Annotated in this window: 28 protein-coding genes; 12 read left to right on the plus strand and 16 right to left on the minus strand. The window is 35.6% G+C overall.

Annotated elements, in window-relative coordinates:
- Nucleotides 1-86 precede the first annotated feature (86 nt).
- The gene (locus tag R4Z10_RS12200; RefSeq protein ID WP_338469577.1) at nt 87-347 is read left to right on the plus strand and encodes an alpha/beta-type small acid-soluble spore protein; all 261 of its coding nucleotides are present in this window, start codon (nt 87-89) and stop codon (nt 345-347) included.
- 63 nt (nt 348-410) lie between these two features.
- Here R4Z10_RS12200 and R4Z10_RS12205 read toward each other — a convergent pair whose 3' ends face one another.
- On the minus strand, nt 411-737 hold the full coding sequence (locus tag R4Z10_RS12205) for a hypothetical protein (protein ID WP_338469578.1): 327 nt from the start codon (nt 735-737) through the stop codon (nt 411-413).
- A gap of 292 nt (nt 738-1,029) precedes the next feature.
- On the opposite strand from R4Z10_RS12205, the gene R4Z10_RS12210 reads away from it, so the two are divergent.
- On the plus strand, nt 1,030-1,215 hold the full coding sequence (locus R4Z10_RS12210; protein ID WP_338469579.1) for a hypothetical protein: 186 nt from the start codon (nt 1,030-1,032) through the stop codon (nt 1,213-1,215).
- 273 nt (nt 1,216-1,488) lie between these two features.
- Nucleotides 1,489-3,159, plus strand: coding sequence for an AarF/ABC1/UbiB kinase family protein (locus R4Z10_RS12215; RefSeq protein WP_338469580.1), 1,671 nt, complete (start codon nt 1,489-1,491; stop codon nt 3,157-3,159).
- 79 nt (nt 3,160-3,238) lie between these two features.
- On the opposite strand, the gene R4Z10_RS12220 is transcribed toward R4Z10_RS12215, so the two are convergent.
- The 3 genes from R4Z10_RS12220 to R4Z10_RS12230 all read right to left on the minus strand — a co-directional run bounded on the left by R4Z10_RS12220 (nt 3,239) and on the right by R4Z10_RS12230 (nt 5,373).
- Nucleotides 3,239-4,003, minus strand: a complete 765-nt coding sequence (locus tag R4Z10_RS12220; protein ID WP_338469581.1) for a TPM domain-containing protein — start codon at nt 4,001-4,003, stop codon at nt 3,239-3,241.
- Nucleotides 4,003-4,578, minus strand: a complete 576-nt coding sequence (locus R4Z10_RS12225) for a LemA family protein (RefSeq protein ID WP_338469582.1) — start codon at nt 4,576-4,578, stop codon at nt 4,003-4,005. Before R4Z10_RS12225 ends, R4Z10_RS12220 begins: the two co-directional genes overlap by 1 nt.
- A 345-nt stretch (nt 4,579-4,923) precedes the next feature.
- Nucleotides 4,924-5,373 (minus strand): DinB family protein, encoded by a 450-nt coding sequence (locus R4Z10_RS12230; RefSeq protein WP_338469583.1) that lies wholly within the window; start codon nt 5,371-5,373, stop codon nt 4,924-4,926.
- Between the two features lie 165 nt (nt 5,374-5,538).
- Here R4Z10_RS12230 and R4Z10_RS12235 point away from each other — a divergent pair, with 165 nt between their 5' ends.
- Nucleotides 5,539-6,306: a hypothetical protein gene (locus tag R4Z10_RS12235; RefSeq protein ID WP_338469584.1), complete on the plus strand. Its 768-nt coding sequence runs from the start codon at nt 5,539-5,541 to the stop codon at nt 6,304-6,306.
- 100 nt (nt 6,307-6,406) lie between these two features.
- Here the strand turns inward: R4Z10_RS12235 and R4Z10_RS12240 are convergent, their stop codons facing one another.
- From R4Z10_RS12240 to R4Z10_RS12260, 5 genes are all read right to left on the minus strand, one after another.
- Nucleotides 6,407-6,766, minus strand: a complete 360-nt coding sequence (locus R4Z10_RS12240; protein WP_338469585.1) for a group 1 truncated hemoglobin — start codon at nt 6,764-6,766, stop codon at nt 6,407-6,409.
- Between the two features lie 161 nt (nt 6,767-6,927).
- Nucleotides 6,928-8,457 carry a catalase gene (locus R4Z10_RS12245; protein ID WP_338469586.1) on the minus strand — a complete coding sequence of 510 codons (1,530 nt, stop codon included), beginning with the start codon at nt 8,455-8,457 and terminating at the stop codon, nt 6,928-6,930.
- A gap of 303 nt (nt 8,458-8,760) precedes the next feature.
- Complete coding sequence (locus R4Z10_RS12250; RefSeq protein WP_338469587.1) at nt 8,761-9,156, minus strand: DCC1-like thiol-disulfide oxidoreductase family protein; 396 nt, start codon at nt 9,154-9,156, stop codon at nt 8,761-8,763.
- A gap of 142 nt (nt 9,157-9,298) precedes the next feature.
- Entirely contained in the window at nt 9,299-9,811 is a 513-nt protein-coding gene (locus R4Z10_RS12255) for an N-acetyltransferase family protein (RefSeq protein ID WP_338473233.1), read from the minus strand.
- Between the two features lie 142 nt (nt 9,812-9,953).
- Nucleotides 9,954-10,145, minus strand: a complete 192-nt coding sequence (locus R4Z10_RS12260; protein WP_338469588.1) for a hypothetical protein — start codon at nt 10,143-10,145, stop codon at nt 9,954-9,956.
- A 181-nt stretch (nt 10,146-10,326) separates the two neighbouring features.
- Here R4Z10_RS12260 and R4Z10_RS12265 point away from each other — a divergent pair, with 181 nt between their 5' ends.
- Entirely contained in the window at nt 10,327-10,755 is a 429-nt protein-coding gene (locus R4Z10_RS12265; RefSeq protein ID WP_338469589.1) for an OsmC family protein, read from the plus strand.
- A gap of 177 nt (nt 10,756-10,932) precedes the next feature.
- On the opposite strand, the gene R4Z10_RS12270 is transcribed toward R4Z10_RS12265, so the two are convergent.
- Nucleotides 10,933-11,460, minus strand: coding sequence for a chromate transporter (locus tag R4Z10_RS12270; RefSeq protein WP_338469590.1), 528 nt, complete (start codon nt 11,458-11,460; stop codon nt 10,933-10,935).
- Entirely contained in the window at nt 11,457-12,017 is a 561-nt protein-coding gene (locus R4Z10_RS12275) for a chromate transporter (RefSeq protein WP_338469591.1), read from the minus strand. The genes R4Z10_RS12270 and R4Z10_RS12275 overlap by 4 nt, the downstream gene beginning before the upstream one ends.
- 209 nt (nt 12,018-12,226) lie before the next feature.
- Here R4Z10_RS12275 and R4Z10_RS12280 point away from each other — a divergent pair, with 209 nt between their 5' ends.
- Complete coding sequence (locus R4Z10_RS12280) at nt 12,227-12,799, plus strand: biotin transporter BioY (RefSeq protein WP_338469592.1); 573 nt, start codon at nt 12,227-12,229, stop codon at nt 12,797-12,799.
- Between the two features lie 25 nt (nt 12,800-12,824).
- Here R4Z10_RS12280 and R4Z10_RS12285 read toward each other — a convergent pair whose 3' ends face one another.
- Together R4Z10_RS12285 and R4Z10_RS12290 are read right to left on the minus strand one after the other, a co-directional pair.
- Nucleotides 12,825-13,319, minus strand: coding sequence for a DinB family protein (locus tag R4Z10_RS12285; RefSeq protein WP_338469593.1), 495 nt, complete (start codon nt 13,317-13,319; stop codon nt 12,825-12,827).
- Between the two features lie 24 nt (nt 13,320-13,343).
- The gene (locus R4Z10_RS12290; protein ID WP_338469594.1) at nt 13,344-14,432 is read right to left on the minus strand and encodes a metallophosphoesterase; all 1,089 of its coding nucleotides are present in this window, start codon (nt 14,430-14,432) and stop codon (nt 13,344-13,346) included.
- Between the two features lie 262 nt (nt 14,433-14,694).
- Between R4Z10_RS12290 and R4Z10_RS12295 the strand changes: the two genes are divergently transcribed.
- Both R4Z10_RS12295 and R4Z10_RS12300 read left to right on the plus strand, forming a co-directional pair.
- Nucleotides 14,695-15,333 carry a hemolysin III family protein gene (locus tag R4Z10_RS12295; protein ID WP_338469595.1) on the plus strand — a complete coding sequence of 213 codons (639 nt, stop codon included), beginning with the start codon at nt 14,695-14,697 and terminating at the stop codon, nt 15,331-15,333.
- A gap of 274 nt (nt 15,334-15,607) precedes the next feature.
- Nucleotides 15,608-15,838 (plus strand): DUF1450 domain-containing protein, encoded by a 231-nt coding sequence (locus R4Z10_RS12300; protein WP_338469596.1) that lies wholly within the window; start codon nt 15,608-15,610, stop codon nt 15,836-15,838.
- A gap of 35 nt (nt 15,839-15,873) precedes the next feature.
- On the opposite strand, the gene R4Z10_RS12305 is transcribed toward R4Z10_RS12300, so the two are convergent.
- Nucleotides 15,874-16,797 carry an AEC family transporter gene (locus R4Z10_RS12305; protein WP_338469597.1) on the minus strand — a complete coding sequence of 308 codons (924 nt, stop codon included), beginning with the start codon at nt 16,795-16,797 and terminating at the stop codon, nt 15,874-15,876.
- Nucleotides 16,798-16,995: 198 nt separating this feature from the next.
- Here R4Z10_RS12305 and R4Z10_RS12310 point away from each other — a divergent pair, with 198 nt between their 5' ends.
- The 3 genes from R4Z10_RS12310 to R4Z10_RS12320 all read left to right on the plus strand — a co-directional run bounded on the left by R4Z10_RS12310 (nt 16,996) and on the right by R4Z10_RS12320 (nt 19,082).
- Nucleotides 16,996-17,136 carry a hypothetical protein gene (locus R4Z10_RS12310; RefSeq protein WP_338469598.1) on the plus strand — a complete coding sequence of 47 codons (141 nt, stop codon included), beginning with the start codon at nt 16,996-16,998 and terminating at the stop codon, nt 17,134-17,136.
- Nucleotides 17,137-17,231: 95 nt separating this feature from the next.
- Nucleotides 17,232-18,086, plus strand: a complete 855-nt coding sequence (locus tag R4Z10_RS12315; RefSeq protein WP_338469599.1) for a carbonic anhydrase family protein — start codon at nt 17,232-17,234, stop codon at nt 18,084-18,086.
- 216 nt (nt 18,087-18,302) lie between these two features.
- On the plus strand, nt 18,303-19,082 hold the full coding sequence (locus R4Z10_RS12320) for an aldolase/citrate lyase family protein (protein ID WP_338469600.1): 780 nt from the start codon (nt 18,303-18,305) through the stop codon (nt 19,080-19,082).
- Between the two features lie 91 nt (nt 19,083-19,173).
- Here R4Z10_RS12320 and R4Z10_RS12325 read toward each other — a convergent pair whose 3' ends face one another.
- Entirely contained in the window at nt 19,174-20,541 is a 1,368-nt protein-coding gene (locus R4Z10_RS12325; protein WP_338469601.1) for an MFS transporter, read from the minus strand.
- A gap of 362 nt (nt 20,542-20,903) precedes the next feature.
- On the opposite strand from R4Z10_RS12325, the gene R4Z10_RS12330 reads away from it, so the two are divergent.
- Entirely contained in the window at nt 20,904-21,746 is an 843-nt protein-coding gene (locus R4Z10_RS12330; protein ID WP_338469602.1) for an aldo/keto reductase, read from the plus strand.
- A gap of 110 nt (nt 21,747-21,856) precedes the next feature.
- Here R4Z10_RS12330 and R4Z10_RS12335 read toward each other — a convergent pair whose 3' ends face one another.
- Nucleotides 21,857-22,213, minus strand: coding sequence for a hypothetical protein (locus R4Z10_RS12335; RefSeq protein WP_338469603.1), 357 nt, complete (start codon nt 22,211-22,213; stop codon nt 21,857-21,859).
- Nucleotides 22,214-22,232: the final 19 nt, after the last annotated feature.

The raw sequence follows: 22,232 nt of genomic DNA on the forward strand, positions 1-22,232 counted from the left end.
AAATATTTAGATTATAAGACATATATCGACATTTATTAGGAATTATTCAACAAATTTCGCATATACTATATCAAGGAGGGATTTTTATGACACAAAGAAATCGAAATAAGTTACTTGTTCCCCTAGCTAGGGAAGGATTAGACCAATTAAAATCAAAAGTAGTCGGAGCTAATCATCCAGATGAAGCGAAGTTTGAAGCAGCCAATGAAGTTGGAGTTCCACTAAAAAAAGGATATAATGGAAAATTAACTTCAGAGCAAGCAGGCAAAGTTGGAGGGCGTTTAGGTGGCAGAATGGTTCAAGAACTGATCAAGATGGCTAAGGAAGATTTAAGTAAAAAGCAGTAGTGTTCAATAGTTTGAACACTGCTGCTTTTTATTTTGTTCCTATTGGATACATATGAATGTTCATTAATCAAATCTCTTTTCCTCCATGTAAATGCGGCGATATAATGTAGTACGTTTGTGTTTTAAAATATGAAGTTGGCTTTTCGCTTTCTCATCAGTGGGATTCGTTTTTAATAAGCGATAAAGATCGATTATCTTACTGTTAATCTGACGATACTCTTTCCAAAGGTTTTGAATTTCTTCCGCTAGTTCTGCCTTCGCTATATCACCATAACATTTGTGTAATCTGTTTATTATTTCCTTTTGCCATTCTTTGTCACCCAGAGAGCCTGCAAGTAGATATAGGTCCAAATAATCATTAGCATTCCGACAAATTAATCCCGTATTCATAATAATCTCCTTTTATTTTTTTGAAATGCCCTGGTTAATAAGATAAACAATACTAGGATAATAATTTTACTTTTCTTTATCGTATCTGATGTTAGTTAATTCTGTCAATTAGTTTGCCCATTAACAGGTACTCTCTAGGGTTAGAAAATACTGAGTGGTGTTGTAGATATTTTGACTATTAATAGAATTGTTGTAAATTATTGTAGAAATTTTTAGAATATTTATTGCAGGAAAATGAAAGTTTTTCCTTAATTAATACTAGAGAGTTCTAAATGAGAAAGGTGGTTGTAATATGAGTTCAGAGATAACATTACAACAAATGGCTGAAAGTGTAACAAAATCTGTTTTAAATGCATCGGACAGGGATTTAGAGGGTTTTCAAAAAATCATCGAGGAATCTATAAAGGTAAGGGAAAGCCACAAAAATTTGCAAAAATTAGTAAAAAGCTATACGAATTCAATGATTCAACGATCATAAATAAAAAAAGCTGTTGCCGTCAACAGCTTTTTTTATGTTTTACATTGCAATCTACCCCATTCTTAATGAAAAAAATCTTTGACGTTCTCTCTATCTCACCAGTAAACTTTTCCTTCCAAATTTAAATCATGTCTGTTTTGTTACATTCACTCTTTCTTCAAAAAAATCATGTAAAATGAATCATGGGACCATCCATATGTAAATGGAAATAAAAACCTCACTCATTTAACTATACAATATTAGAGACAGAGACCCATTTTTTGGAGGATATATATGTTTGGCATTCGTTTTAAACACAGACACAGGTATCATGAAATTACTAATGCCTTTTTGCGAAACGGATTTAGTTATTTTGTTTATCGGATCGGGTTATCAAATCAGGTCTTTCCAAAGGTACATGATGCTAAAGAACGGATGAGTATAAATACCATTGGAATTAAGCTACGGCAAGTACTACAGGAGTTAGGCCCTACTTTTATTAAAATTGGGCAAATTGCCAGTACTAGGCGAGACTTAGTTCCCTCAGAAATAGCAGAGGAACTAGAAAAACTTCAAGATCAAGTTGCAGGGTTTCCCTTTCAAAAGGTTCGAGAAATTGTTGAGATGGAGTTAGGAGAAAGTCTAGAAAACTTATTTCTTGAATTTGACAAGACCCCTATTGCCGCAGCATCGATTGGCCAGGTCCATCACGCTGTACTAAGAACAGGTGAGCATGTAGCAATTAAAGTGCAGAGACCTGATATTAGAACAACGATTGAAACGGATTTAGAAATCCTTGATGATGTTGCACGATTAATGGAGGCAAATTTGGCTTGGGCTAAAACCATTAGAATTAGAAAAATGATTACAGAGTTCGCCAATTCTTTACGTGCCGAACTAGACTATGGCACAGAAGGAAGAAATGGTGAGCGAATTGCAAAACAATTTTCCGATTTTCCTGAAGTGGTTATTCCTAAAATTTATTGGGATTATACTACCAATAAAGTTTTGACCATGGATTTCATCGATGGGATTAAAGTTAGTCATGTTTCCAAGTTACAAAATGAAGGGTACAACCTTAAATCAATTGCAAATAGGGTCGTAAATTCCATGCTACATCAAATTTTAATGGAAGGATTTTTCCATGGGGATCCACATCCTGGAAATGTTTATATTTTACCAGGAAACAAGATCGCGTATATTGATTTTGGAATGGTTGGACGTTTAAGTGAGGATACTAAATTTCATTTTGCTTCTTTGGTGATCCACTTACAAAACGGAAATACAAAAGGCCTAATGAAAACGATAACTGCCATGGGACTTCACTCCAGTGGATCAGACACGAATCTATTATATAATGATGTAGACATGTTCGTCATGAAGTATTCTGATGTTCCATTAAGTCAAATCAGCATAGGAGATGCTTTAAAAGAGCTCCTTGATCTCATTTATCGGCATCAAATTCAAGTTCCAGCTGATTTATCAAATCTAGGTAAGACTCTATTCCTCGTAGAGTCAATCGTAAGTGAACTAGATCCGGAGCTTAGTATAGTAGTTACCATTAAACCATTCGGTGAAAAACTACTACGGAAACGTTATGAGCCAAAAAATATGTTAAAAAATTCCTGGAGTGACATCATTGAAACGGCTGGAGTAATAGCGAAAATCCCAAAAAACCTTAAGGACTTAACTGATACGATTGGGAACGGTAAATTACATTTTGAAATGAGTATTACCGAAATGAAGGATTTCCTACAGCGAATGGATCGAATTAGCAATCGACTGGCTTTTAGCATCATTCTTTTATCTTTTAGTATATTAATGGTCGGGCTTATAATCGGAACATCTATTATCGGACAAAAAAACTTACTCTGGGAATTCCCAGCCGTTGAAATCGGTTCTATTGTAGCTACTTCGATGTTCCTATTTATTTTATTCGCAATTATTAAATCAGGACGAATGTAATTCTAAAGATGATTAAGCCAGCAAAAAAGCCTAGGAGGATATATTTCCTGGGCTTTTGCTACTTCTATTCATTAATTTGTTACCACCCACGACTAGCGCCACCACCCCCAGAAGACCCTCCGCCTCCACCGCGTGGTCCACCACCTCCACCTCCTCCTTTTCCTCCTCTAGAGAGGATAGAGAGAAGAACATGTGTGAGAAATCCACCAAAAAATTTAAAATCAAGAAATAAAACAATAATTACGATAATTAAGAGCAACCATGGAGGGATTCCAATTCCTTCATCCGTATCCTGTACGATAGGTGGCTGCTGGATCGAAAGCTGACCTTCCTCCACTCCATATTCTGCTAAAACTTCGTTTGTTAAAATTTTATATGTTTCTACTACAGCTAAGTTTGGTTCATTATTTTTTAAATAAGGAATCGCAAAGTCATCTAGAATTCGCCCTGCTTTCCCATCAGGAATCCTTCCTTCTAAACCGTAGCCCACTTCAATTCTTACTTTTCTCTCTTGCATAGCCAAGACAAGTAACACGCCATTATCAGCCTCTATACTTCCAATTCCGTATTGTCGAAACGCTTCAAGAGCAAATTCTTCAATGCTCTGTTCTCCAATGGTTTCCACAGTGAGAACAGCTATTTGAGCCGTCGTTTGATCCTCTACTTCTCTGCCTATAGCTCTTAGTTCTGCTTTTTCCTGATCCGATAAAATTGCAGCAAAATCTTGTACGTAAATATCACCTGTTGGAGCTGGGATTTGGCGATCCTCAGCAAATGTAGAACTGCTTATAATAAAAAAACTTATAATCAGTAAAACAATGCTGAGAATTCGTTTTCTTGACATTATTCACTGCCTCCAAAGTCAACCTCTGGTGCATTTTGCGCACTCGGATCTGCCTGATAATATTCTTTTTCATCAAATCCAGTCATGTTAGCGACAATGACGCCTGGAAACGTTTTGACCTTTTTATTATAGGTTGCAACTTGATCATTATAATCTTTTCGTGCCACTGCAATTCTGTTTTCAGTTCCGGCTAATTCATCCATCAACTGTGTAAATTGCTGATCCGCTTTTAAATTAGGGTAATTTTCTACAACTACTAATAGACGACTTAATGCGCTAGATAGCTCTGCATCGGCAGTTGCTGTTTCTTCTGGTGAGTTAGCACCTGCCAACTTTGCACGTGCATTTGCAATTTCTGTTAATACTTCTTCCTCATGTGAAGCATACCCTTTGACTGTATTGACAAGGTTTGGAATTAAATCTAACCTTCTTTGCAATTGAGTTTCGATTTGGGAATACGATTGGTCTACATTTTCTTCGGCATTAACGAATCCATTGTAGCTTGACATAATCATCACAATGAAAACAACCATAACGGCTACAATCAATCCGATTCCTAAATAACTTTTTCTCATTGGACACACTCCTTCTAGTATAGCTCTATATACGTACCTTATAGAACAATTATTTCCCTTTTTCCAATTAAATTAACAAGACATCATCTATAAAGTGAAACTTCCACTGTGGGAAGTTCTAACATCCCCACTGATGGTTAGTCCTGTAGAGCCTGATTGATTTACCTAAGGGCTAATGCCCAAAGATAGCCCTTGTTTCACCATCAGAGCTTTCTAGACAGTCGATCCCCCACCTATCTGCTATATTAATTAAGATCTTGGACCAGGGTTCTGCTTGTAAAGCCTGATAAAGCAGAAATAAGAAAAGTCCATCTTGCGCTAGGATCGGCTTGATGGACTTTTTGCTTATGATGCTTGTGCTGCCCTTAAGATCGTATGAATTTGGCCCGCATGTGTGAGTTCATGGTATGCCGTAAAATATACTAATTCTCCATATGTACGATTCCCTAATATAGGTTCTGGCAATTGATTTTCAAATGAGTCTACTGATATTGCCTTAATTCGGTCTAGTTGACTTTTTAATTGTTCAAGGATGGTTTCAACACTTGGGATACCTTCCTTCCATTCAGATGGTCTTGAACCGTAACCAAAGTAGTCATTGTACTCTGCTGGCAGTTGACCATTTTGACCAAATAAAAACAACTCAGTAACAACTAAAATATGTCCTAACTGCCAATGAACAGTATTAGACAATCCTTTTGGCTGGATGTCAAAAATTTCTGGAGATACTCCTTCTAAGTCTTTCAAAATACCTCCCCTAGCTAGTTCAAATTGCTTTAACACTAATTCACTCATCGTAAAACCTCCTCTATTTTTCACATAAATTATCATCTAGAATGACAGATTTTGCAAATTTTAGCCTTTCATTGCAAATATATTTCAACAATTATAGTTTCTGTTCATGATCTGTCCAACTGGAGCATAAAATCTACTGTTGAATAAAAGTAAGAGGTGACGAATATGGAACATAGGAGTTTGCTTCGTCTTTTTGGTTTATGCTCATTTATTGGTGGAGTAATGATTGTTTTCTTACAGGCTTGGTTTTATGTTGACCCTATCTCCTTTGTAGCCACCTACTTTGATCAAGTAGGCTGGGCCTTTATTACAATTGGAATCATCGGCCTGTATCTTCTTCAGTATCGCCACACAGGCGGAGTTGGTGTTTTTAGTTTTTTAATCCTCTTACTGGCAATGTTCCAATGGCTCGGCTACAAATGGTTTTTAACATTTGCTGCCCCAGATTTAAGAAGAAATGTACCGGAGTTGTTAGATTCAGGACTTCAATCGGTTGTATACGGTGCTGAAGTGTCCGATTACTTTCTACAAATAAGCTTTTTTCTTTTTGCTGTTATCACTCTTTTTAAAGGAACCTTGTCTAGAGGAGCATCTTCTCTTCTTTTAATTGGTTCGGCAATCGCTTTCAATGCTCAAATGGAAGAAGTCATTTTATACAACCCGCTTATTCCTCAAGTATTGATTGGCCTTGCCTTTGCTTGGTTCGGTATCTCCTTATTTAAAATACTAGAAAAAGATACATATGAAGATTTAAATTTGGAGGATTTTGAACAAGGGAGTTGTGGAATAGCAAAGAGTGAATATGATGGTTCGCATGAAAAACAAGAATCTTCATCGAAGACAAAGGTAGACTCAGTTAAATTAGATGAAGATCCACACTCAGCTGAAACAAATTCAGAAGAGTATAAACAAGAGGTTAGAACATCTTCATAATAAAAAGGCTGAAAACCTGTACAAGGATTTCAGCCTTTTTATTATTGGCCTTTAAATTTTAACAACAAACATACGAAAACAGCCTTAACCAATAATATATTTATTTATTTAAAATATCCTCTTTCAGCGTAGCAACTTTTGTTAAGGCTGTATCAATATCTCCTTCTGATATTCCAAAATGTGCAAGTGCGTCATGTAAATGATTAACAATTGCTTGGAAATGTACTTCTTGTAACTTCATTCCTTCATGAGCTTTAGCCATCGATTTCCCGCTATATTGGTTCGGGCCCCCTAAAGCAAAGCTAATAAACTTCGTTTGATGTCTACGTTGCTGCTCCATATCTGTATCTTTAAAAAATTGATTGACCGTGTCATCTTTCAATACTAATTCATAAAAATAATCAACCACTTTAGAAATTGCTGCTTCTCCACCCAACTTCTCATATAAAGAATCTGCCATTTTTTTCATCCTCCTAAAATGTTCATATTGTTTTATTTTTCCCTAAAATTAGATTATTATTCAACGATTGGGTGACGATAGTCAGCCAGCTAGAACTGGTAATTGTTTACAACTTAAAAAAACTCCCTTGATCAATATTCAAGGGAGATTTATTCGTTTTTTTATTCATTCTGATTTTGTTTATCTGCTGTAACATCATTTAAGTCAATTCCAAGTGCTTTTGCGACACCTTTACCATAAGCAGGATCTGCTTTATAGCAGTTATTAATATGTCTTAATTGGACCTCTTTTGTGGTGCCTTGCATGTTACGTGCCGTATTATCAAATAATCGTTGTTGTTCATCAGCAGTCATCAATCTATAAAGCTTACCTGGTTGTTCATAATAGTTATCATCATCATCACGGAAGTTATAGAAATCAGTACCACCAGTCAATTCTAAAGCGGGCTCTTGATGTTCTTTTGAATCCTGCCATTCACCGTAGCTGTTCGGAGAATATGATACTCTTCCTTCAGAAGGATTCAAAATTCTCATCGCCCCATCACGGTGATAAGGATGGATATTTTTAACCGCTTTAGGATAGTTAACTGGAATTTGCCAATAGTTGACACCTAAACGATAACGCTGCGCATCACTATAAGAAAATAAGCGACCTTGCAACATTCTGTCGGGTGAGAAGCCAATACCAGGTACATGATTTGTTGGAGCAAATGCCGCTTGCTCAACTTCTGCAAAATAATTATCTGGATTGCGATTTAATTCCACTTCTCCCACTTCAATTAAAGGGAAATCTTTTTTATACCAAACTTTTGTTAAGTCAAAAGGATTGTAAGGATGGTTAGCTGCTTGTTCTTCAGTCATTACTTGAATATGCATTTTCCATTTAGGGAAATCACCATTTTCAATGGATTGGAATAGGTCTCTTTGATGACTTTCACGGTCACGACCAATCAGTTCTGTTGCTTCTTGATCGGTTAATTTCTTAATCCCTTGCTGTGTAATAAAGTGGAACTTGACCCATACACGTTCATTATTAGCATTGATCAGGCTGTAAGTATGGCTGCCAAACATATGCATATGACGGTAACTTGCTGGAATTCCACGGTCACTCATCGTAATCGTTACTTGTTGCAGACCTTCTGGTAGTGAAGTCCAGAAATCCCAGTTCGCTTGTGGATTATGCATGTTGGTTCTTGGGTCACGTTTTACAACATGGTTTAAATCCGGAAATCTCTTCGGATCTCTAAAGAAGAAAACAGGCGTATTATTCCCTACTAAATCCCAGTTCCCTTCTTCTGTATAAAACTTCATAGCTGCTCCACGAATATCACGTTCTGCATCTGCCGCACCGCGTTCCCCAGCAACGGTTGAAAATCGGATAAACATCTCGGTTTTCTTCCCTACCTCAGAGAATAATTTTGCTTTTGTATATTTTGTAATATCATTTGTAACGGTAAACGTACCATATGCACCAGAACCTTTTGCATGCATCCGTCTTTCAGGAATTACTTCCCGATCAAAATGAGCCATCTTTTCAAGAAACCAAACATCTTCCATTACTAATGGGCCACGTTTACCTGCTGTTCTACTATCATCTTCATTTCCAACTGGAGCTCCGAAAGCAGTTGTCACTTTATTTGATTGTTGAGATTGAGAATTACTATCACTTGAGTTCGGTGTTTTATGATCCATTATTTTTACCATCCTTTCCCTTTAGGAATCCTTAACTTGTAATCTATAATGGTTACAATATAATAAATATTTTCTAGTTACAAATATATGACTCTGTTTATTGAATAAAAAAACATTAAGAATAAAACGGCTTGTCTCCAATGTTTATTCCTTTTTCCTTAAATTTAGGTAGAGTATAAATTTGTTTATATTGAACTTAATTATTATCATTTACAACATGTAAATGATAATAATTAAGAAATTGTATATAAACTTATCTCTACCTTTTGCAAAAAAAATAGAACGGCTGATTATAAAGACCGTTCAATCTGTTAGAAATCTCTTTCGTATATGTTCAGGGTATAACTTACATTTATTTTTTTCACCAAACCATTTGTAACGATTCCGAGCAATAAAGTCGTACACAGGATCTAATACCCACTTTGGAATAACTTTAAAAGTGTAAAATATTTTCCATAATCCTTTAAGGTGACGGCATATTCTTAATACAGCGGAAGACTTAATAAAGGCTTGATCATTCTCAATCACGACAATACTATTCACACTTATGGGAAGTTGATACTTCTCTAACAAAGCTTTTCCCAGTCTACTTTGCAATGGTGCAAAATAAAAAGTTCCGTTCCGATCATGTTGAATGATGAATTGCACACTCCAATCACAAAAGTGACAATCACCATCAAAAAGGACAATTGCCAACACGATGTCCCCCTTTCCCTTTAACGGGTTTATTATACTTAATTTTTGTAAAGCATTTCATCACTTCCTTTTATTATAATACTTTTACAAATATAAAAAATGCGCCTCGAAAAAGTAGAGGCGCATGACCATTCAACAACTTTAGTTATTTTTCAATTGGCTCTCTAGGACCAGGTAATTCTAATTGATAAAAAACAAGATCGAGCCATCTATTAAACTTATACCCAGCATGATGAATAGTACCCGCATGTCGAAATCCTAACCTTTGATGTAAATGGATACTAACCTCGTTTGCTGCATCAATCCCAGCTATTAGCGTCTTATATTCTCTATCCTTAGCCATTTGTATAATTTCTTTTAATAGGATCGTCCCAATCCCTTTTCCTTTTTCATCACTTTTTACATAAATAGAGTGTTCAGCACTGTACTTATACGCTGCCCAATCCCTAAAAGGTCCATAAGTAGCATAACCAATTAATTTTCCGTCTTCTTCAAAAACCAATACCGGAAAGTTCCCTTCGACTTTCTTCTGATACCATGCCATTAAATCCTCTATTGTATGGGGATTATAATCATAAACCGCCGTTGTATTTACAATTGCATCATTGTATATAGCTAATATTTCTTCCATATCTTGTACTGTTGCTTCTCTAATCATCCTGTCATTACCTTTCTTTCTAATCATATATTTTCAAGTCTCTATGGATAACTCTATGTATGAATAAAGGTGTCATCAACCACAATAATCTTAACGATTCATGCGAAAATGACACCTTTCTACGTATAATTAATCTTTCTAATCATATTTTAAACCGCAACCATTTACTCAATGAGAAACGGTTCTTATCAATAATTTTTAATTCTTCCATGACTAACTTTTCTTGGCGGTCTGTTATCCAGTTTGTTAATTCTTGCTTATCATCAAATTGAGTATAATACGTTTCTCCACCTTTTCCGACAGCATTGACAACATACCTACATTGTTTCGCCATTGTTTAATTAATCCACCTTTACGTGTGTGTTATCTACTTACAAATGGATTATAACAGGTTTATAGAAAACGTAAAGTCCTTTTTGTCACATTTCACGTTAAAAGATAATATTTAATTTTAGATCATTTAAATTTACTTTACAGTTGTTTTTGCTAAAATACCAATGAAGGGAGTCGATTTAATGGAAGCAAACATCAAATGGACAGAAAATATTTCATTCTCAGGAACTACAATCTCAGGACAAGAAATTAGGATGGACGCAGCTGAAGAAGTTGGTGGTAATAATTCCGGTGCCAGACCAACAGAATTACTTTTATATGGACTCGCTGGCTGTACAGGTATCGATATTGTACAAATACTTAAGAAAATGCGCTTAGAGTTTACTTCCTTTAATATGAATGTTAAAGGTGACCGCGCCGAAGAACATCCAAAACGGTTTACCCATATACATATTCATTACGCATTTGAAGGCGAGGAATTGCCTAGCGAGAAGATAGCGCGCGCGATTCAACTCTCTAAAGAAAAATACTGTTCTGTTTCACATTCTTTAAATGCAGAAATTACAACTAGTTACTCAATTAATGGAGTGAATGGCAACCATAATCTATAAATTGAAACTATCCATCGAAGGGGGTTTTCACCCCCATCGATGAAATAGCATTAGCCAACACCTTCTAGGTCACGTAAATGTTGCCATATGTATATTTAGTCTGCGTTCAACTTTCAGAGCTTTACTGGCAGTTATCTCAGTTCTCGTTTAGCCTTCTGAAATCATCATTTAACTAATTTATAGGAAGAGCGCACCAAACAATAGTCCACCTAAAATGACAAATGCGGGATGTACTTTCCATTTTTCCAATAAGAAATAAGTTAATATTGCGATAAATACTGTTTCCCAAAAACCGTTTAACTCATAGGATTCATAAAAAAAGTCAACGGTCAGAGTCCCCATTAATATTACCACAGCGGGTAAAACAACTTTTGATAATCGTTTAATTTTTGGTGAATCTTTATATCGATAAAGAATACTTAATAAGACAATCATTAAAATTAATGATGGAGCCACAGTAGCAAACAACGCTACTAGTAATCCCCAGATCCCACCCACTTCAAATCCAATATAGCCTGCCATTTTGGTTGCGATTGGCCCTGGTAAGCTATTCCCTAACGCCAATACTTCACTAAATTGACTCGTAGTCATCCATCCATAGCGTCTTACCACTTCATGTTCGATTAATGGAATGGATGCTGGCCCTCCCCCATAGCCCACAATGCCGGGAATTAAAAACGCTAAAAATAATTGAAAGTAGATCATTCGCTCTCACTTACCCCTGATTTCTTTACTGGCCATACAATCGCCCCAATTAGCAACACACCTATCACTATACCTGGATGTATTTGAACGAAAACGATGGCAATTAAACTACCTGCCAAAAGAAGGATGGCATTTTTAAAGCCTAACCCTTTCTTTGCACTTTTGAAAAAACCCCAAGTTAATACCCCCATCATCACCCCAACAATGGGAACAACCGCATGGGTCATCCCTTGTACACTTGGTTGATCTTTAAATTGATTAAAAGAAGTGAGTAAAGCTAACATTAAAAGCACAGTTGGAAAGATCGAAGCAATTAATGCTACAATGAGACCTCTTACACCTCCAACCCTATAGCCAATATAGCCTGCCATTTTCGTATTAATCGGCCCTGGCAAAGTATTACCTAATGCCAAAATATTGCTAAATTGTTCATCGTCCATCCATTTATACGTCCCGACCACTTCCTTATGAACGAGGGGAATGGCAGAGGGGCCACCGCCAAAACCTAATAAACCTGATCGCAAAAAAGCGATGAATATGTCCCTGTATAGCTTCATTTAAAAACCACCTTAAAAGTTCATCACTATTATAAGTGTAATATCCTCTATTCTAACATTCATCACTTACAAAATTAATATATGGATTTAATCCTTTACATTTTTATATGTAAACTAAAAAAAATAACCGTTGACATATTCCTTTGTGCTCTTTATGATTAATTGTAAACTGTTTGAAAAATTAGTTAACCTTTTGGAGAGGTGAGAGGATGAGTAAAGAACAGGTTAAATTAAGATCAATGATTATGATTGCCTTATTTGCTGCCATAATTGGAGTTTTGGCTCAAGTAACGATCCCGCTTCCACTCGTACCGATAACAGGCCAAACTCTAGCAATCGGTCTAGCTGCAACCATTTTAGGAGCTAGGAATGGAACATTTTCTGTTATTTTATATTTATTTATTGGTTGCGCAGGGGTCCCAGTGTTTGCCGAATTCTCAGCAGGAGTTTCTAAATTGGTTGGACCAACAGGCGGTTTTTTGGTGGGGTTTGTTCCACAAACATTCTTAATGGGGTTATATATGGAGAAATTTGGATTTAATCTTAAAAATGCACTTATCGCAAATTCTTTCGGAATGTTTATTACTCTGTTTTTTGGTACAGCATGGTTAAAAATATCCGCTGATCTTTCTTGGACAGCGGCATTTGCAAGTGGTTTTACTCCATTTATCCTTGTTGGGTTCATTAAAGCATTCATTGCTGCCTGGGTCGGCATGCTAGTAAGGAAACGCTTGATTTCATCTAAATTATTAATGACCGAACAAGTGAATATAGCTAAATAAGGACAGTACTGAACTGTCCTTATTTTCATGTCTTATTTTTTGCGGTATCGCGCAAAAATTGAATATAATCTGTTGAAGTCCCCTTATATCCACATTCTCTAATCATTGCTGCGATATTGCCCCGGTGATAGGTCCCATGATTAGCTAGATGAAAAATAATCTCGTGAAACTGATTTTGAAAAGTATTTCCCTTTGGACTCTGATAAACAATGACATCTAGATTTTCATAATGGTCATGAACAGCCTCAATTAGGATGTTATGTAATTTGACAAAACTTTCTTTTGCATGGGGAATATTATGAAAATCTGTGATACTCTCATCCATTACTAAATGAGGCAATGATCTTTTAAACCAAATGCGCTTCCCTCTAAAAATATGATAAAATGTCTCGGCAATTGTAGGAAAAACGCTGTTCATCGGTTTATCAAAAACATCCTCAGGTAACTGTTCAATATGGTCTAATAGTTTTAAATTTGCCCATTGATCATATTGAAGTGAATAAATACATTGATCTTTCACGTTAAAACTCCCCCCTCATCTTCATTAGAAATAAAAGTGAATAACAACTACTTCCGAACGACTACCAATCCTTAGCGGTGGACCCCATGTTCCAAATCCGGAAGAAACCAATGTGTGCAACGTTTCCTTTTTCATATACCCACCATCATTTTCAAATATCATATTGGTAATAAGATTTGCGGGTGCTAGTTGACCTTTATGGGTGTGACCTGACAATAATAAATCCACTCCTGCTTGTTCCGCTTCATCCATTTCGGTTGGTTGATGATCAACAGTCACAATTGGTTTTGAACGATCTAGACCTGTCAATAGAGTGTCATATGCTTTACGTTCCCCTTCCGCAAGGTCCCTTCTCCCGACTATATAGAGTAAATCGTTAATAAGAACCGCTTCATCACGTAAAAATCGGATCCCAACCTGCTCCAATTCCTTTTCTAACTCTATTAGATCCTTCCCATAAACATCATGGTTTCCTGAAACAGCATAAACTCCCAATCGAGCCTGCAGTTTTTCTAATACATCCCTCATTTTTTCTTCTTGAAAAGGTTCAATATCGTCATCAATGACATCACCAGCAATTACAATCATATCCGGGTTTTCCTTTGCTGAAATATCAATTAACTTTTCCAAATGAGATTTCCCGACGATTTCACCTAAATGAAGATCAGATGCCATCATAATCTTCACTTTATTCGTTTGTTCATTCGGTTGAGCTATAGATATTTCAACGTTTTGAACTACCGGGTTCCAGGCATTATACGAACCTATTATAAAGATAAAGACAAAACATGAAAGTACACTCATTCCTCCCCAAAAAATGCCTCTTTTCTTCAATAGAAACACGATCATATTAGCAAGGGGTAATAAAATGAGACTATACCCAACGACAGCCATCCAATACCCACCTAGCCATGTTAATAACGTCGATGGAGCCATCTGACCTAAAAAAGTGGATATCGCTAAAAAGGCAATGAACAGGATATAGAACTTCTTCCCTTTCCCTCTAAAACGTGTGGATTGAAGCCAAACCCACCCATTGTAACCAATATAAAAACAGAGAAGTAAATAAACAGAAATCAATAAAGCAGCAAAAACGATTGTTGAAAAAGTCATTTATTGGCATAACCTCGTTCTGTTCGAATGAAGATCTATCTTTCATTCTTGATAAGTAATGTTAAATATTTATCGTAATCATATAGTTATATACTAATCTGTATGAAAATACCTGTCCAATGATTCGTTTTTTGATTCAGTCATTTTATATTACAAACATCACTAGTAAAGGTCTTTTGTTGAGACTATAATAAGAACAATTCTCCACACTATGTATTTAATTGAATTTGAATATACTATTAGATAGAAAGAAGGGAATCTATTGGCAAACACACATGTGTTTTCAAAAGAAGAAGAACTATCCAACTCGATTACCCACGGTATTGGGGTACTCTTAAGCATTGCAGCATTAGTAATTTTGATTGTATTTGCTGCCCTTTATGGCAACGTCTGGCATGTTATAAGTTTCACTTTGTTTGGGGTAACCATGCTACTGTTATATACTTCATCAACCCTTTTACACTCATTACCTCCTGGGCGAGCAAAAGATTTTTTTGAAATCATGGATCATTCCTCGATTTATTTCTTTATTGCAGGCTCATACACGCCTTACTTATTAGTGACCATTCAAGGAAAAGCTGGCTGGACTTTATTTGGGATCGTATGGGGACTTGCTATTGGAGGGACCATTTTTAAAACATTTTTCGTCAAAAAATATCTTTTTACCTCTACCCTCCTTTATGTTGTAATGGGCTGGCTTATCGTTTTTGTATGGAATGATTTAAGCGCCAACTTGCCTTCAATCAGCTTACTTCTTTTGATTATTGGTGGATTATTATATACTTTCGGAGCCGTATTTTATATATGGAAGTTATTCAAACACCATCACGCAGTATGGCATGTTTTTGTATTAGGCGGAACAGTCTGCCACTTTTTCTCGATCCTTTATTTGTTGCCGTAATTGAAAATAAAAATTCGAAAAGACTTGTATTATCCACAAATTAGGTTAGAAAGAAGTTGAGTATTTACTATTCAACTTCTTTTTTGTTTTGAATTTATATTAAGTTTATATTAGATAAACTCTTGTTTTAATAAAAATAATTATCAACTGATAATATTGTGAAAGTTCATTTAATGCCTTACTATAAATATAATCATTGTGCAAAACTTATTATTTTAGTTCATTTATAAACATCGTCGTTTGTAAGCGATTTAATTATTGGAGGGGTTTCATAGTGACAAATCCAACGGTTTGGTTTTGTGAAATCAATTTGGAAAACGGGGCACGTCCAGCCAGGGAAACTCTTGAACAGGATTCTAATTTAGATGTGATTGGATATGGATGTTTAAAGAGGTGCAGGAAATGTGACCGCAAATTATATGCGGTTGTCGATGGGAATATTGTAGAAGCTGAGTCATCTCAAGATCTTGTCCAAAATATTTATGAATTCATAGGTGCTAGGTAACTTCCAATTGGAAGGTGCTTAGCACCTATGTTTTTTTATTGAACTAATACAATGATGAATGGCAATAAGAAAAACGATATTAGTGTCGTCCAAAGAATGCATTTCGTTACAACTTTAACTGAAGCATCAAATTTTTGAGCTAAAATTCCAGCATTTACAGCAACTGGCATACATGCTAATACGAACAGAACGGAGTGTAAAATGCCATTAATATTTAATAACGATAGTGTAGCAAGTGCAACTAAAGGAGCAATGAGCAATCTCATCCCCATGCCTGTCCAAAAGGCCTTTTGTGAACCTCTATCTAATTGATCTGTTTTCACATTCATCATTTGTATTCCTAAAATTGCCAAGACAATTGGCGAATAAGAATCAGCAATCATTGAAATACCACTGACAATCCCAATTGGCAATGAAGTATCTAGGGACCTTAATATTAAAGCGATCATAGCCGCATAGATCGCAGGTAACGAAAATACAGATTTAATCGCTCCCTTTATGGAAAAATGAGAACGTGCCGCAAAATATACCCCAATTGTATTAACAATCACCATTTGAAGCACAACATAAACGGAGGCTTTATCGAGTCCCAATTGTCCAAATGCAAGTAAAATCAATGGAATTCCATAATTGACACTATTTGTAAATGCAGAAATAAGCGTTAACCCTGCAATATCATTAGCTGGTAATTTCATAAGCCTTCCAAGTATATTTGCTGCTGCCCAAAGCAAAATCAGATTTGAAATCGAAAATCCCAATGTTAAATAAACATCTTGACTTGATACTTCTGCATTCATTAACGTATCAAAGATTAGAGCTGGTGTTAAATAATATAGGACAATCGTTAAGAGTGGCTTAATTTCTAATTGTTTATAACGACTAAGAAGTGCCCCTGCCACAACCGGTAAAGCTAACGGTACAATAACCCCTAATAGGGTTGAAAATAAACTTTGAATCATTTATATAGTTCCCCTTATAAAATAATTAAATCGCTTTATTAGAATAGTCATAATTATTCATACATTTTTTAATTATACTATATTTTATTTTACATTTTAAAAGGTTAAGTAAATTTCTAAAATCTACCTTCTAAACCTTTGTTAAAAAGAGAAATACTATCTAAGAATCACGAAAAAAGTTTTTAGGAGGCAGATAAAATGGCAAGGGAAAAGTTTACACCTTCACCAGAGGTCGATCAAAAGAAACTATTAAATGATAAAGTGAATAAAAGTAGGGCCAATAATTTTGAGGACAATCATACACGTAGAGTAACCTCAAATGGAGCTGACGGACAGTAAACGATTAAGTATGCCTATAGAGCAAAAGTTCTGGGTAGCCTGTTTAATATGCAGGATGCCCCGAACTTTTCAAACTGCCTTTTGGAGGAAAAGTTATGAAAAAGTTTATTTCATCTCTTACGATCACATCATGCTTTTTTTTATTTAATAGTTTGTTACAGCCCTCTGCGGGACTAGCCGTATACGAAAAATCCAAGCAGCCTGCTACTGAATATTTTGATACAGAAACTTCTAATTACATTTTCACTAACGATTGGTCCTATGAAGGCAACACAGGACCTGAATACTGGGGAAAAATAAATCCAAACTATGCATCCTGTTCAAAAGGGGCCAAACAATCTCCTGTTAACATTGACCTTTCTAAAATAAACAAGTCAACAAGTTCAACGATGGATTTAGATATAACCATTCAATACCGTCCCAGTATTGTAAATACCATTAACACCGGCTTTACGATCCAAGCCAATCCAACTACAAAGAATAATCGCTTAGTGTTAAATGGAAATGAATACACTCTGCAACAATTCCATTTTCATACACCTAGTGAACATACCATAAACGGTCAACACGGAAAGATGGAGTTGCATCTCGTTCACCAAGATAAAAGCGGAAAAATAGCCGTGATTGGGATCTTGATCAAAGAAGGTACTGTACATCAAACTTTAAATCAAATTTGGAACGATCTACCAAAGCGGAAATCGAAAGAAGCTATTACAAGCCTTCGTCCATTACACTTAAATCAATTATTGCCTAAAAATCAAACCTTTTTTTATTATGAAGGCTCATTAACAACTCCTCCCTGTACAGAAGGTGTCCAATGGATTGTGTTTAAAAGCCCTATAGAAATGTCGAAATCACAAATTCAAACCTTTCAAGAGATATTCCCAGATAACCATCGACCTACTCAACCGATAAATGATCGTGAAATTTTAATGAAAAAGCTAGACTAAGATAACATACTTGCTCAGCATCTCCTTTATCGTAAATGAGATGCCTAGTTTTTTTATTATATTAACAATTAATAGAACTTTTCGACATTTAGTCCGAATCATGTTATAAATATAGTAGGGATTATGACTTTATTAAAATAATTTAGTCAATTCAAAATTCCTTTTAACCTTACACATCTTTTTTAAAAAATAAAAATAAAATAATGAGGGATTTCGATGCGAAAAAATTTATTAAAAACAAAGTTGCTTCAAAATCAAACGGTGTTTGGAACATGGATTATGACTAATAGCCTGGATAATGCGGAGGTCATTTCTCATACGGGTATAGATTTTATCATGATTGACGCCGAACACGGATCAATGGACTTACAGACAGCCGGTAATATGGTTTCAATCATTAGGGGAACAAAAACAACTCCGTTAATTCGAATATCCGGGCACGAGATGTCCCAAATCAAAAGAGGATTAGACACAGGGGTTGCCGGTGTAATGATTCCGATGATTAACACAAAAGAAGAAGCAGAACAAGCAGTGAGCTTCTGTAAATACCCACCAGTCGGTGTTCGTGGTACAGGAGCCGGCAGAGCGGTACTTTTTGGGGCAGACGCTGAAGAATTTGAAGATTACTATTCACAAGCTAATGATGAAACCTTAGTTATTGTACAAATTGAGCATCATACTGCGGTAGAAAATATAGAGGAAATCCTTTCCGTTCCATATATTGATATAGCATTTATCGGTCCATATGATTTAAGCACTTCAATGGGTCTTCAAGGACAGTTAAACCATCCAGAGGTGCAAAACAGCTGTAAAAAGGTCATCGAAGCATGTAAAAAACATCATGTCATTCCTGGGATCATGACATGGGAAGATGGGATGAAGCAGCATCTTGAGATGGGTTTCAAATTTCTCATTGGAGGTATTGATGGCGCCATCCTTTATAAAGGTGTCAAAAACCTCGTTAATGATTTTAGAAGCTTGGAAATAGTAAAATAAAGGGAGCTACTACTGTTTTATTTTTAATCATTTAAAACAGTAGCGCTCCCTCTTTATATTGTATTATTTACTTGTGAACATCAACCTTACCTTATTCAATTGATGTGGCAACCTCATTAGCTGAAGCTGCATTTCCATTTTTAGATGAAATCATTTGTCTTGCGGAGTATTTATCTCCAATTAATGATAATGAAATAGCTGCAATGATTCCAGCAAGCGCAAACACCATAAAGTTTACATAGTTTGGAAGAGTTAAAGTTAGTAAGAATCCACCTATGATCGGCCCAAGCATTCCCCCTAAACGCCCCACACCAGAGGCAACTCCGATTCCTGTTGATCTCATGTCGGCAGGGTAGAATCCCGTAACATAAGCTTGAATTAATACTTGCGCACCCGTTGTAGCAGCACCAGCAATAGCCACTAATAAAAAGACCACGATTTGATTTCCGCCAAACCCAAGTAATGTTAATGCAATTGTGCCAGCAATATAAGTTGGAACCAATACCTTTTTAGAACCGAATTTTTCACAAAGATTACTTAAGGCAAGAATTCCAATGACAGCTCCACCTTGAAGAGCAATTAAGAACGTTAAACTAGAATTAAGACCATAACCAGCTTGAATCATTAACTTAGGCAACCAAGTATTTAACCCGTATACCATTAATAAAGCACAGAAGAAGGCAACCCAGAACATAATTGTACTTAAAGCACGATTCTCTTTAAACAATCCTACTAAAGGAGCTTTTGTTTGTGTAACCTTAACTTCTTCGATTTCGTCATCCGCGTCAAACTCAAATTCAGGGTTCACTTTAGCAAGTGTTTTAAATAATTGTTCTTTCTTCCCTGTCCGAATAAGATAGCTCGTTGACTCTGGGAGTTGTTTCATCATAAGTGGTAGCGCTAAAAGAGGAAGACCTGCTACCCAGAAAACGGATTGCCAACCAACACTTTCAATGATCATGACTCCAACCGTTGGCGCTAGAGCTCCCCCAATCGCAAAACTTACAAGTGTTAAAGATACCAATCTGATTTTCATAGAATTTGGCGCATAATCCATGACTAAAGCAGCTATATTTGGCATGATTCCGCCTAGTCCTAGACCAGCGATGAAACGATAAATGGAAAAGGCCGTTGCAGATTCTGCAAACCCACATAAAAGAGTAAATAGACTAAATAATAGTACGTTAATTAAAATAACTTTCTTTCGTCCAATCCGGTCTGCTAGAATTCCAAAGATAATGGCTCCAAACATCATTCCAAATAATCCATAACTTCCCATCGTACCTGCTACAACTGAATCCAATCCCCATTCTTCCATAATTAGCGGAAGAGCTGTCCCATATACTGATAGATCATAACCATCAAATAAAATAATCATAAAACTCCATATGAATAGCACCAAGTGAAACTTATTAAACTTACTCTCACCAATCACCTTTGTTGGATTGACCTTTTTCATTTTTTACATCCCCCACCCTTTGTTTTTAGAAAATTGAGAAAATTATTAGCATAACTATAGCTCTGACTTTATATACACCCCTCCGAAAATTTCTTTTATATAGAAATAAAAGTTTTTTTAAATTTTATAATCTTTCTGACAATTTGATTATAGTCTACTGAATGGTTATTTAACAATAGTTTTGTAATTGAAATATTTTTGATAATAGTCACTCTATTGAATAAATTTTTTATAAGTAAGATTCCCTTTTATTCTGCAACCATTGAAACCTCAATGTTTAAACATGAATAGTAAATACTTAAGAGAAAATGAAATTTTTTCTATATTATGATAAAATCAACTTATTTGAAAGGAGTGAAATTATGAGCAATCATATTCCTGAAATCACGTTAAATGATGGATTAACTTTACCTGTTGTTGGTCTAGGTACCTATTTGTTAAAAGGAAGTGCGGGGGTACAGTCCATTTTAAGTGCCATTAATATGGGTTATCGTCTAATTGATTCAGCTTATAATTATGAAAATGAAGGAACAGTTGGTGAAGCAATACGACGAGCTTCAATTCCAAGAGAACAATTAAGAATTACTTCTAAATTACCTGGACGTTATCAAACCTATGATAAAGCTGTGACCACGATTCAAGAGTCATTATACCGGGCAAATCTCGAATACTTTGATTTATATCTTATTCACTGGCCCCTTCCAAGACAAGATACATATGTAGAAGCATGGCAGGCTTTAATTGATGCAAAAAAATGGGGGCTCATCCGTTCTATTGGTGTTTGTAACTTCCTACCCGAACATATCGAGCGTCTTAAAAAGGAAACAGGAGTTCTTCCAAGTGTCAATCAAATTGAACTGCACCCCTTCTTTAATCAAGCCGAACAAAGAAAATGGCATGAAGAAAATGGAATTACTACACAGTCTTGGAGTCCATTAGCTCGAGCTAACCAGCTTTTACAAAATGAGACAATTGGACAGATTGCTAAACGCCATAAGAAATCAATTTCTCAAGTTATTTTACGTTGGCACTACCAACTTGGGGCAATATCGATTCCTAAATCAGCTTCTGCTGTTAGACAACTCGAGAATATTTCCATTTTCGATTTCTCCCTAGATGAGACGGAGATGAAGCTAATTTACACACTAACTCGTCCAGATGGCCGCATTAATAATCAAAACCCAGCTATATACGAAGAGTTTTAAAGGTCTTCTATTGGGCTGAGTTATTATACCCTAGCTTTAAATTTAGCGAAGCAAATTTATTTTAAATAAAAAAAGGGTTCTCGCTGTCAATTAGAGAACCCCCCTTTCTGTTAGTTTCCTTGAAATTGTATTTCCTCTTCATACGAATTCAAAATTAATCTAAGTACATAAAGTCTAGCAGAAAAAATAAATAGATCATGCTCATTAAGATCAATATATTCTCCAATAATATCGATCGCTATTTTAAAATCATGTACAAGTAAGCTCGTATATTTATGATCATACTCAAAGCGATTAATTCTAAAAAGTTCATCTGCTATAATAGAAAGCTTATATTCTTCAACTATAAGTTTTAATCGGAACAATTTATCAGGATTGGATAGGTATTTGTTATTTTCACGGTAACTATTCCTTACATATTGTACAAAATCATTAATATTTTTAGCCAATAATTTTGCCTTTTCCATCTCGATCATCCTATTGGTA

This window comes from Niallia sp. XMNu-256 (genome assembly GCF_036670015.1).
Lineage (GTDB): Bacteria > Bacillota > Bacilli > Bacillales > Cytobacillaceae > Bacillus_BD.

Bases quoted from the DNA above. Each gene is read 5' to 3' on its own strand.
- R4Z10_RS12225 (WP_338469582.1), bottom strand. From the start codon at position 4,578: ATGAGAAAAAGTTATTTAGGAATCGGATTGATTGTAGCCGTTATGGTT.
- R4Z10_RS12230 (WP_338469583.1), bottom strand. From the start codon at position 5,373: ATGAGTGAATTAGTGTTAAAGCAATTTGAACTAGCTAGGGGAGGTATT.
- R4Z10_RS12205 (WP_338469578.1), bottom strand. From the start codon at position 737: ATGAATACGGGATTAATTTGTCGGAATGCTAATGATTATTTGGACCTA.
- R4Z10_RS12320 (WP_338469600.1), top strand. From the start codon at position 18,303: ATGCGAAAAAATTTATTAAAAACAAAGTTGCTTCAAAATCAAACGGTG.
- R4Z10_RS12315 (WP_338469599.1), top strand. From the start codon at position 17,232: ATGAAAAAGTTTATTTCATCTCTTACGATCACATCATGCTTTTTTTTA.
- R4Z10_RS12215 (WP_338469580.1), top strand. From the start codon at position 1,489: ATGTTTGGCATTCGTTTTAAACACAGACACAGGTATCATGAAATTACT.
- R4Z10_RS12280 (WP_338469592.1), top strand. From the start codon at position 12,227: ATGAGTAAAGAACAGGTTAAATTAAGATCAATGATTATGATTGCCTTA.
- R4Z10_RS12265 (WP_338469589.1), top strand. From the start codon at position 10,327: ATGGAAGCAAACATCAAATGGACAGAAAATATTTCATTCTCAGGAACT.
- R4Z10_RS12240 (WP_338469585.1), bottom strand. From the start codon at position 6,766: ATGGCAGATTCTTTATATGAGAAGTTGGGTGGAGAAGCAGCAATTTCT.
- R4Z10_RS12200 (WP_338469577.1), top strand. From the start codon at position 87: ATGACACAAAGAAATCGAAATAAGTTACTTGTTCCCCTAGCTAGGGAA.
- R4Z10_RS12325 (WP_338469601.1), bottom strand. From the start codon at position 20,541: ATGAAAAAGGTCAATCCAACAAAGGTGATTGGTGAGAGTAAGTTTAAT.
- R4Z10_RS12255 (WP_338473233.1), bottom strand. From the start codon at position 9,811: ATGATTAGAGAAGCAACAGTACAAGATATGGAAGAAATATTAGCTATA.
- R4Z10_RS12275 (WP_338469591.1), bottom strand. From the start codon at position 12,017: ATGAAGCTATACAGGGACATATTCATCGCTTTTTTGCGATCAGGTTTA.
- R4Z10_RS12245 (WP_338469586.1), bottom strand. From the start codon at position 8,457: ATGGATCATAAAACACCGAACTCAAGTGATAGTAATTCTCAATCTCAA.
- R4Z10_RS12210 (WP_338469579.1), top strand. From the start codon at position 1,030: ATGAGTTCAGAGATAACATTACAACAAATGGCTGAAAGTGTAACAAAA.
- R4Z10_RS12335 (WP_338469603.1), bottom strand. From the start codon at position 22,213: ATGGAAAAGGCAAAATTATTGGCTAAAAATATTAATGATTTTGTACAA.
- R4Z10_RS12310 (WP_338469598.1), top strand. From the start codon at position 16,996: ATGGCAAGGGAAAAGTTTACACCTTCACCAGAGGTCGATCAAAAGAAA.
- R4Z10_RS12220 (WP_338469581.1), bottom strand. From the start codon at position 4,003: ATGTCAAGAAAACGAATTCTCAGCATTGTTTTACTGATTATAAGTTTT.
- R4Z10_RS12235 (WP_338469584.1), top strand. From the start codon at position 5,539: ATGGAACATAGGAGTTTGCTTCGTCTTTTTGGTTTATGCTCATTTATT.
- R4Z10_RS12260 (WP_338469588.1), bottom strand. From the start codon at position 10,145: ATGGCGAAACAATGTAGGTATGTTGTCAATGCTGTCGGAAAAGGTGGA.
- R4Z10_RS12330 (WP_338469602.1), top strand. From the start codon at position 20,904: ATGAGCAATCATATTCCTGAAATCACGTTAAATGATGGATTAACTTTA.
- R4Z10_RS12270 (WP_338469590.1), bottom strand. From the start codon at position 11,460: ATGATCTACTTTCAATTATTTTTAGCGTTTTTAATTCCCGGCATTGTG.
- R4Z10_RS12290 (WP_338469594.1), bottom strand. From the start codon at position 14,432: ATGACTTTTTCAACAATCGTTTTTGCTGCTTTATTGATTTCTGTTTAT.
- R4Z10_RS12305 (WP_338469597.1), bottom strand. From the start codon at position 16,797: ATGATTCAAAGTTTATTTTCAACCCTATTAGGGGTTATTGTACCGTTA.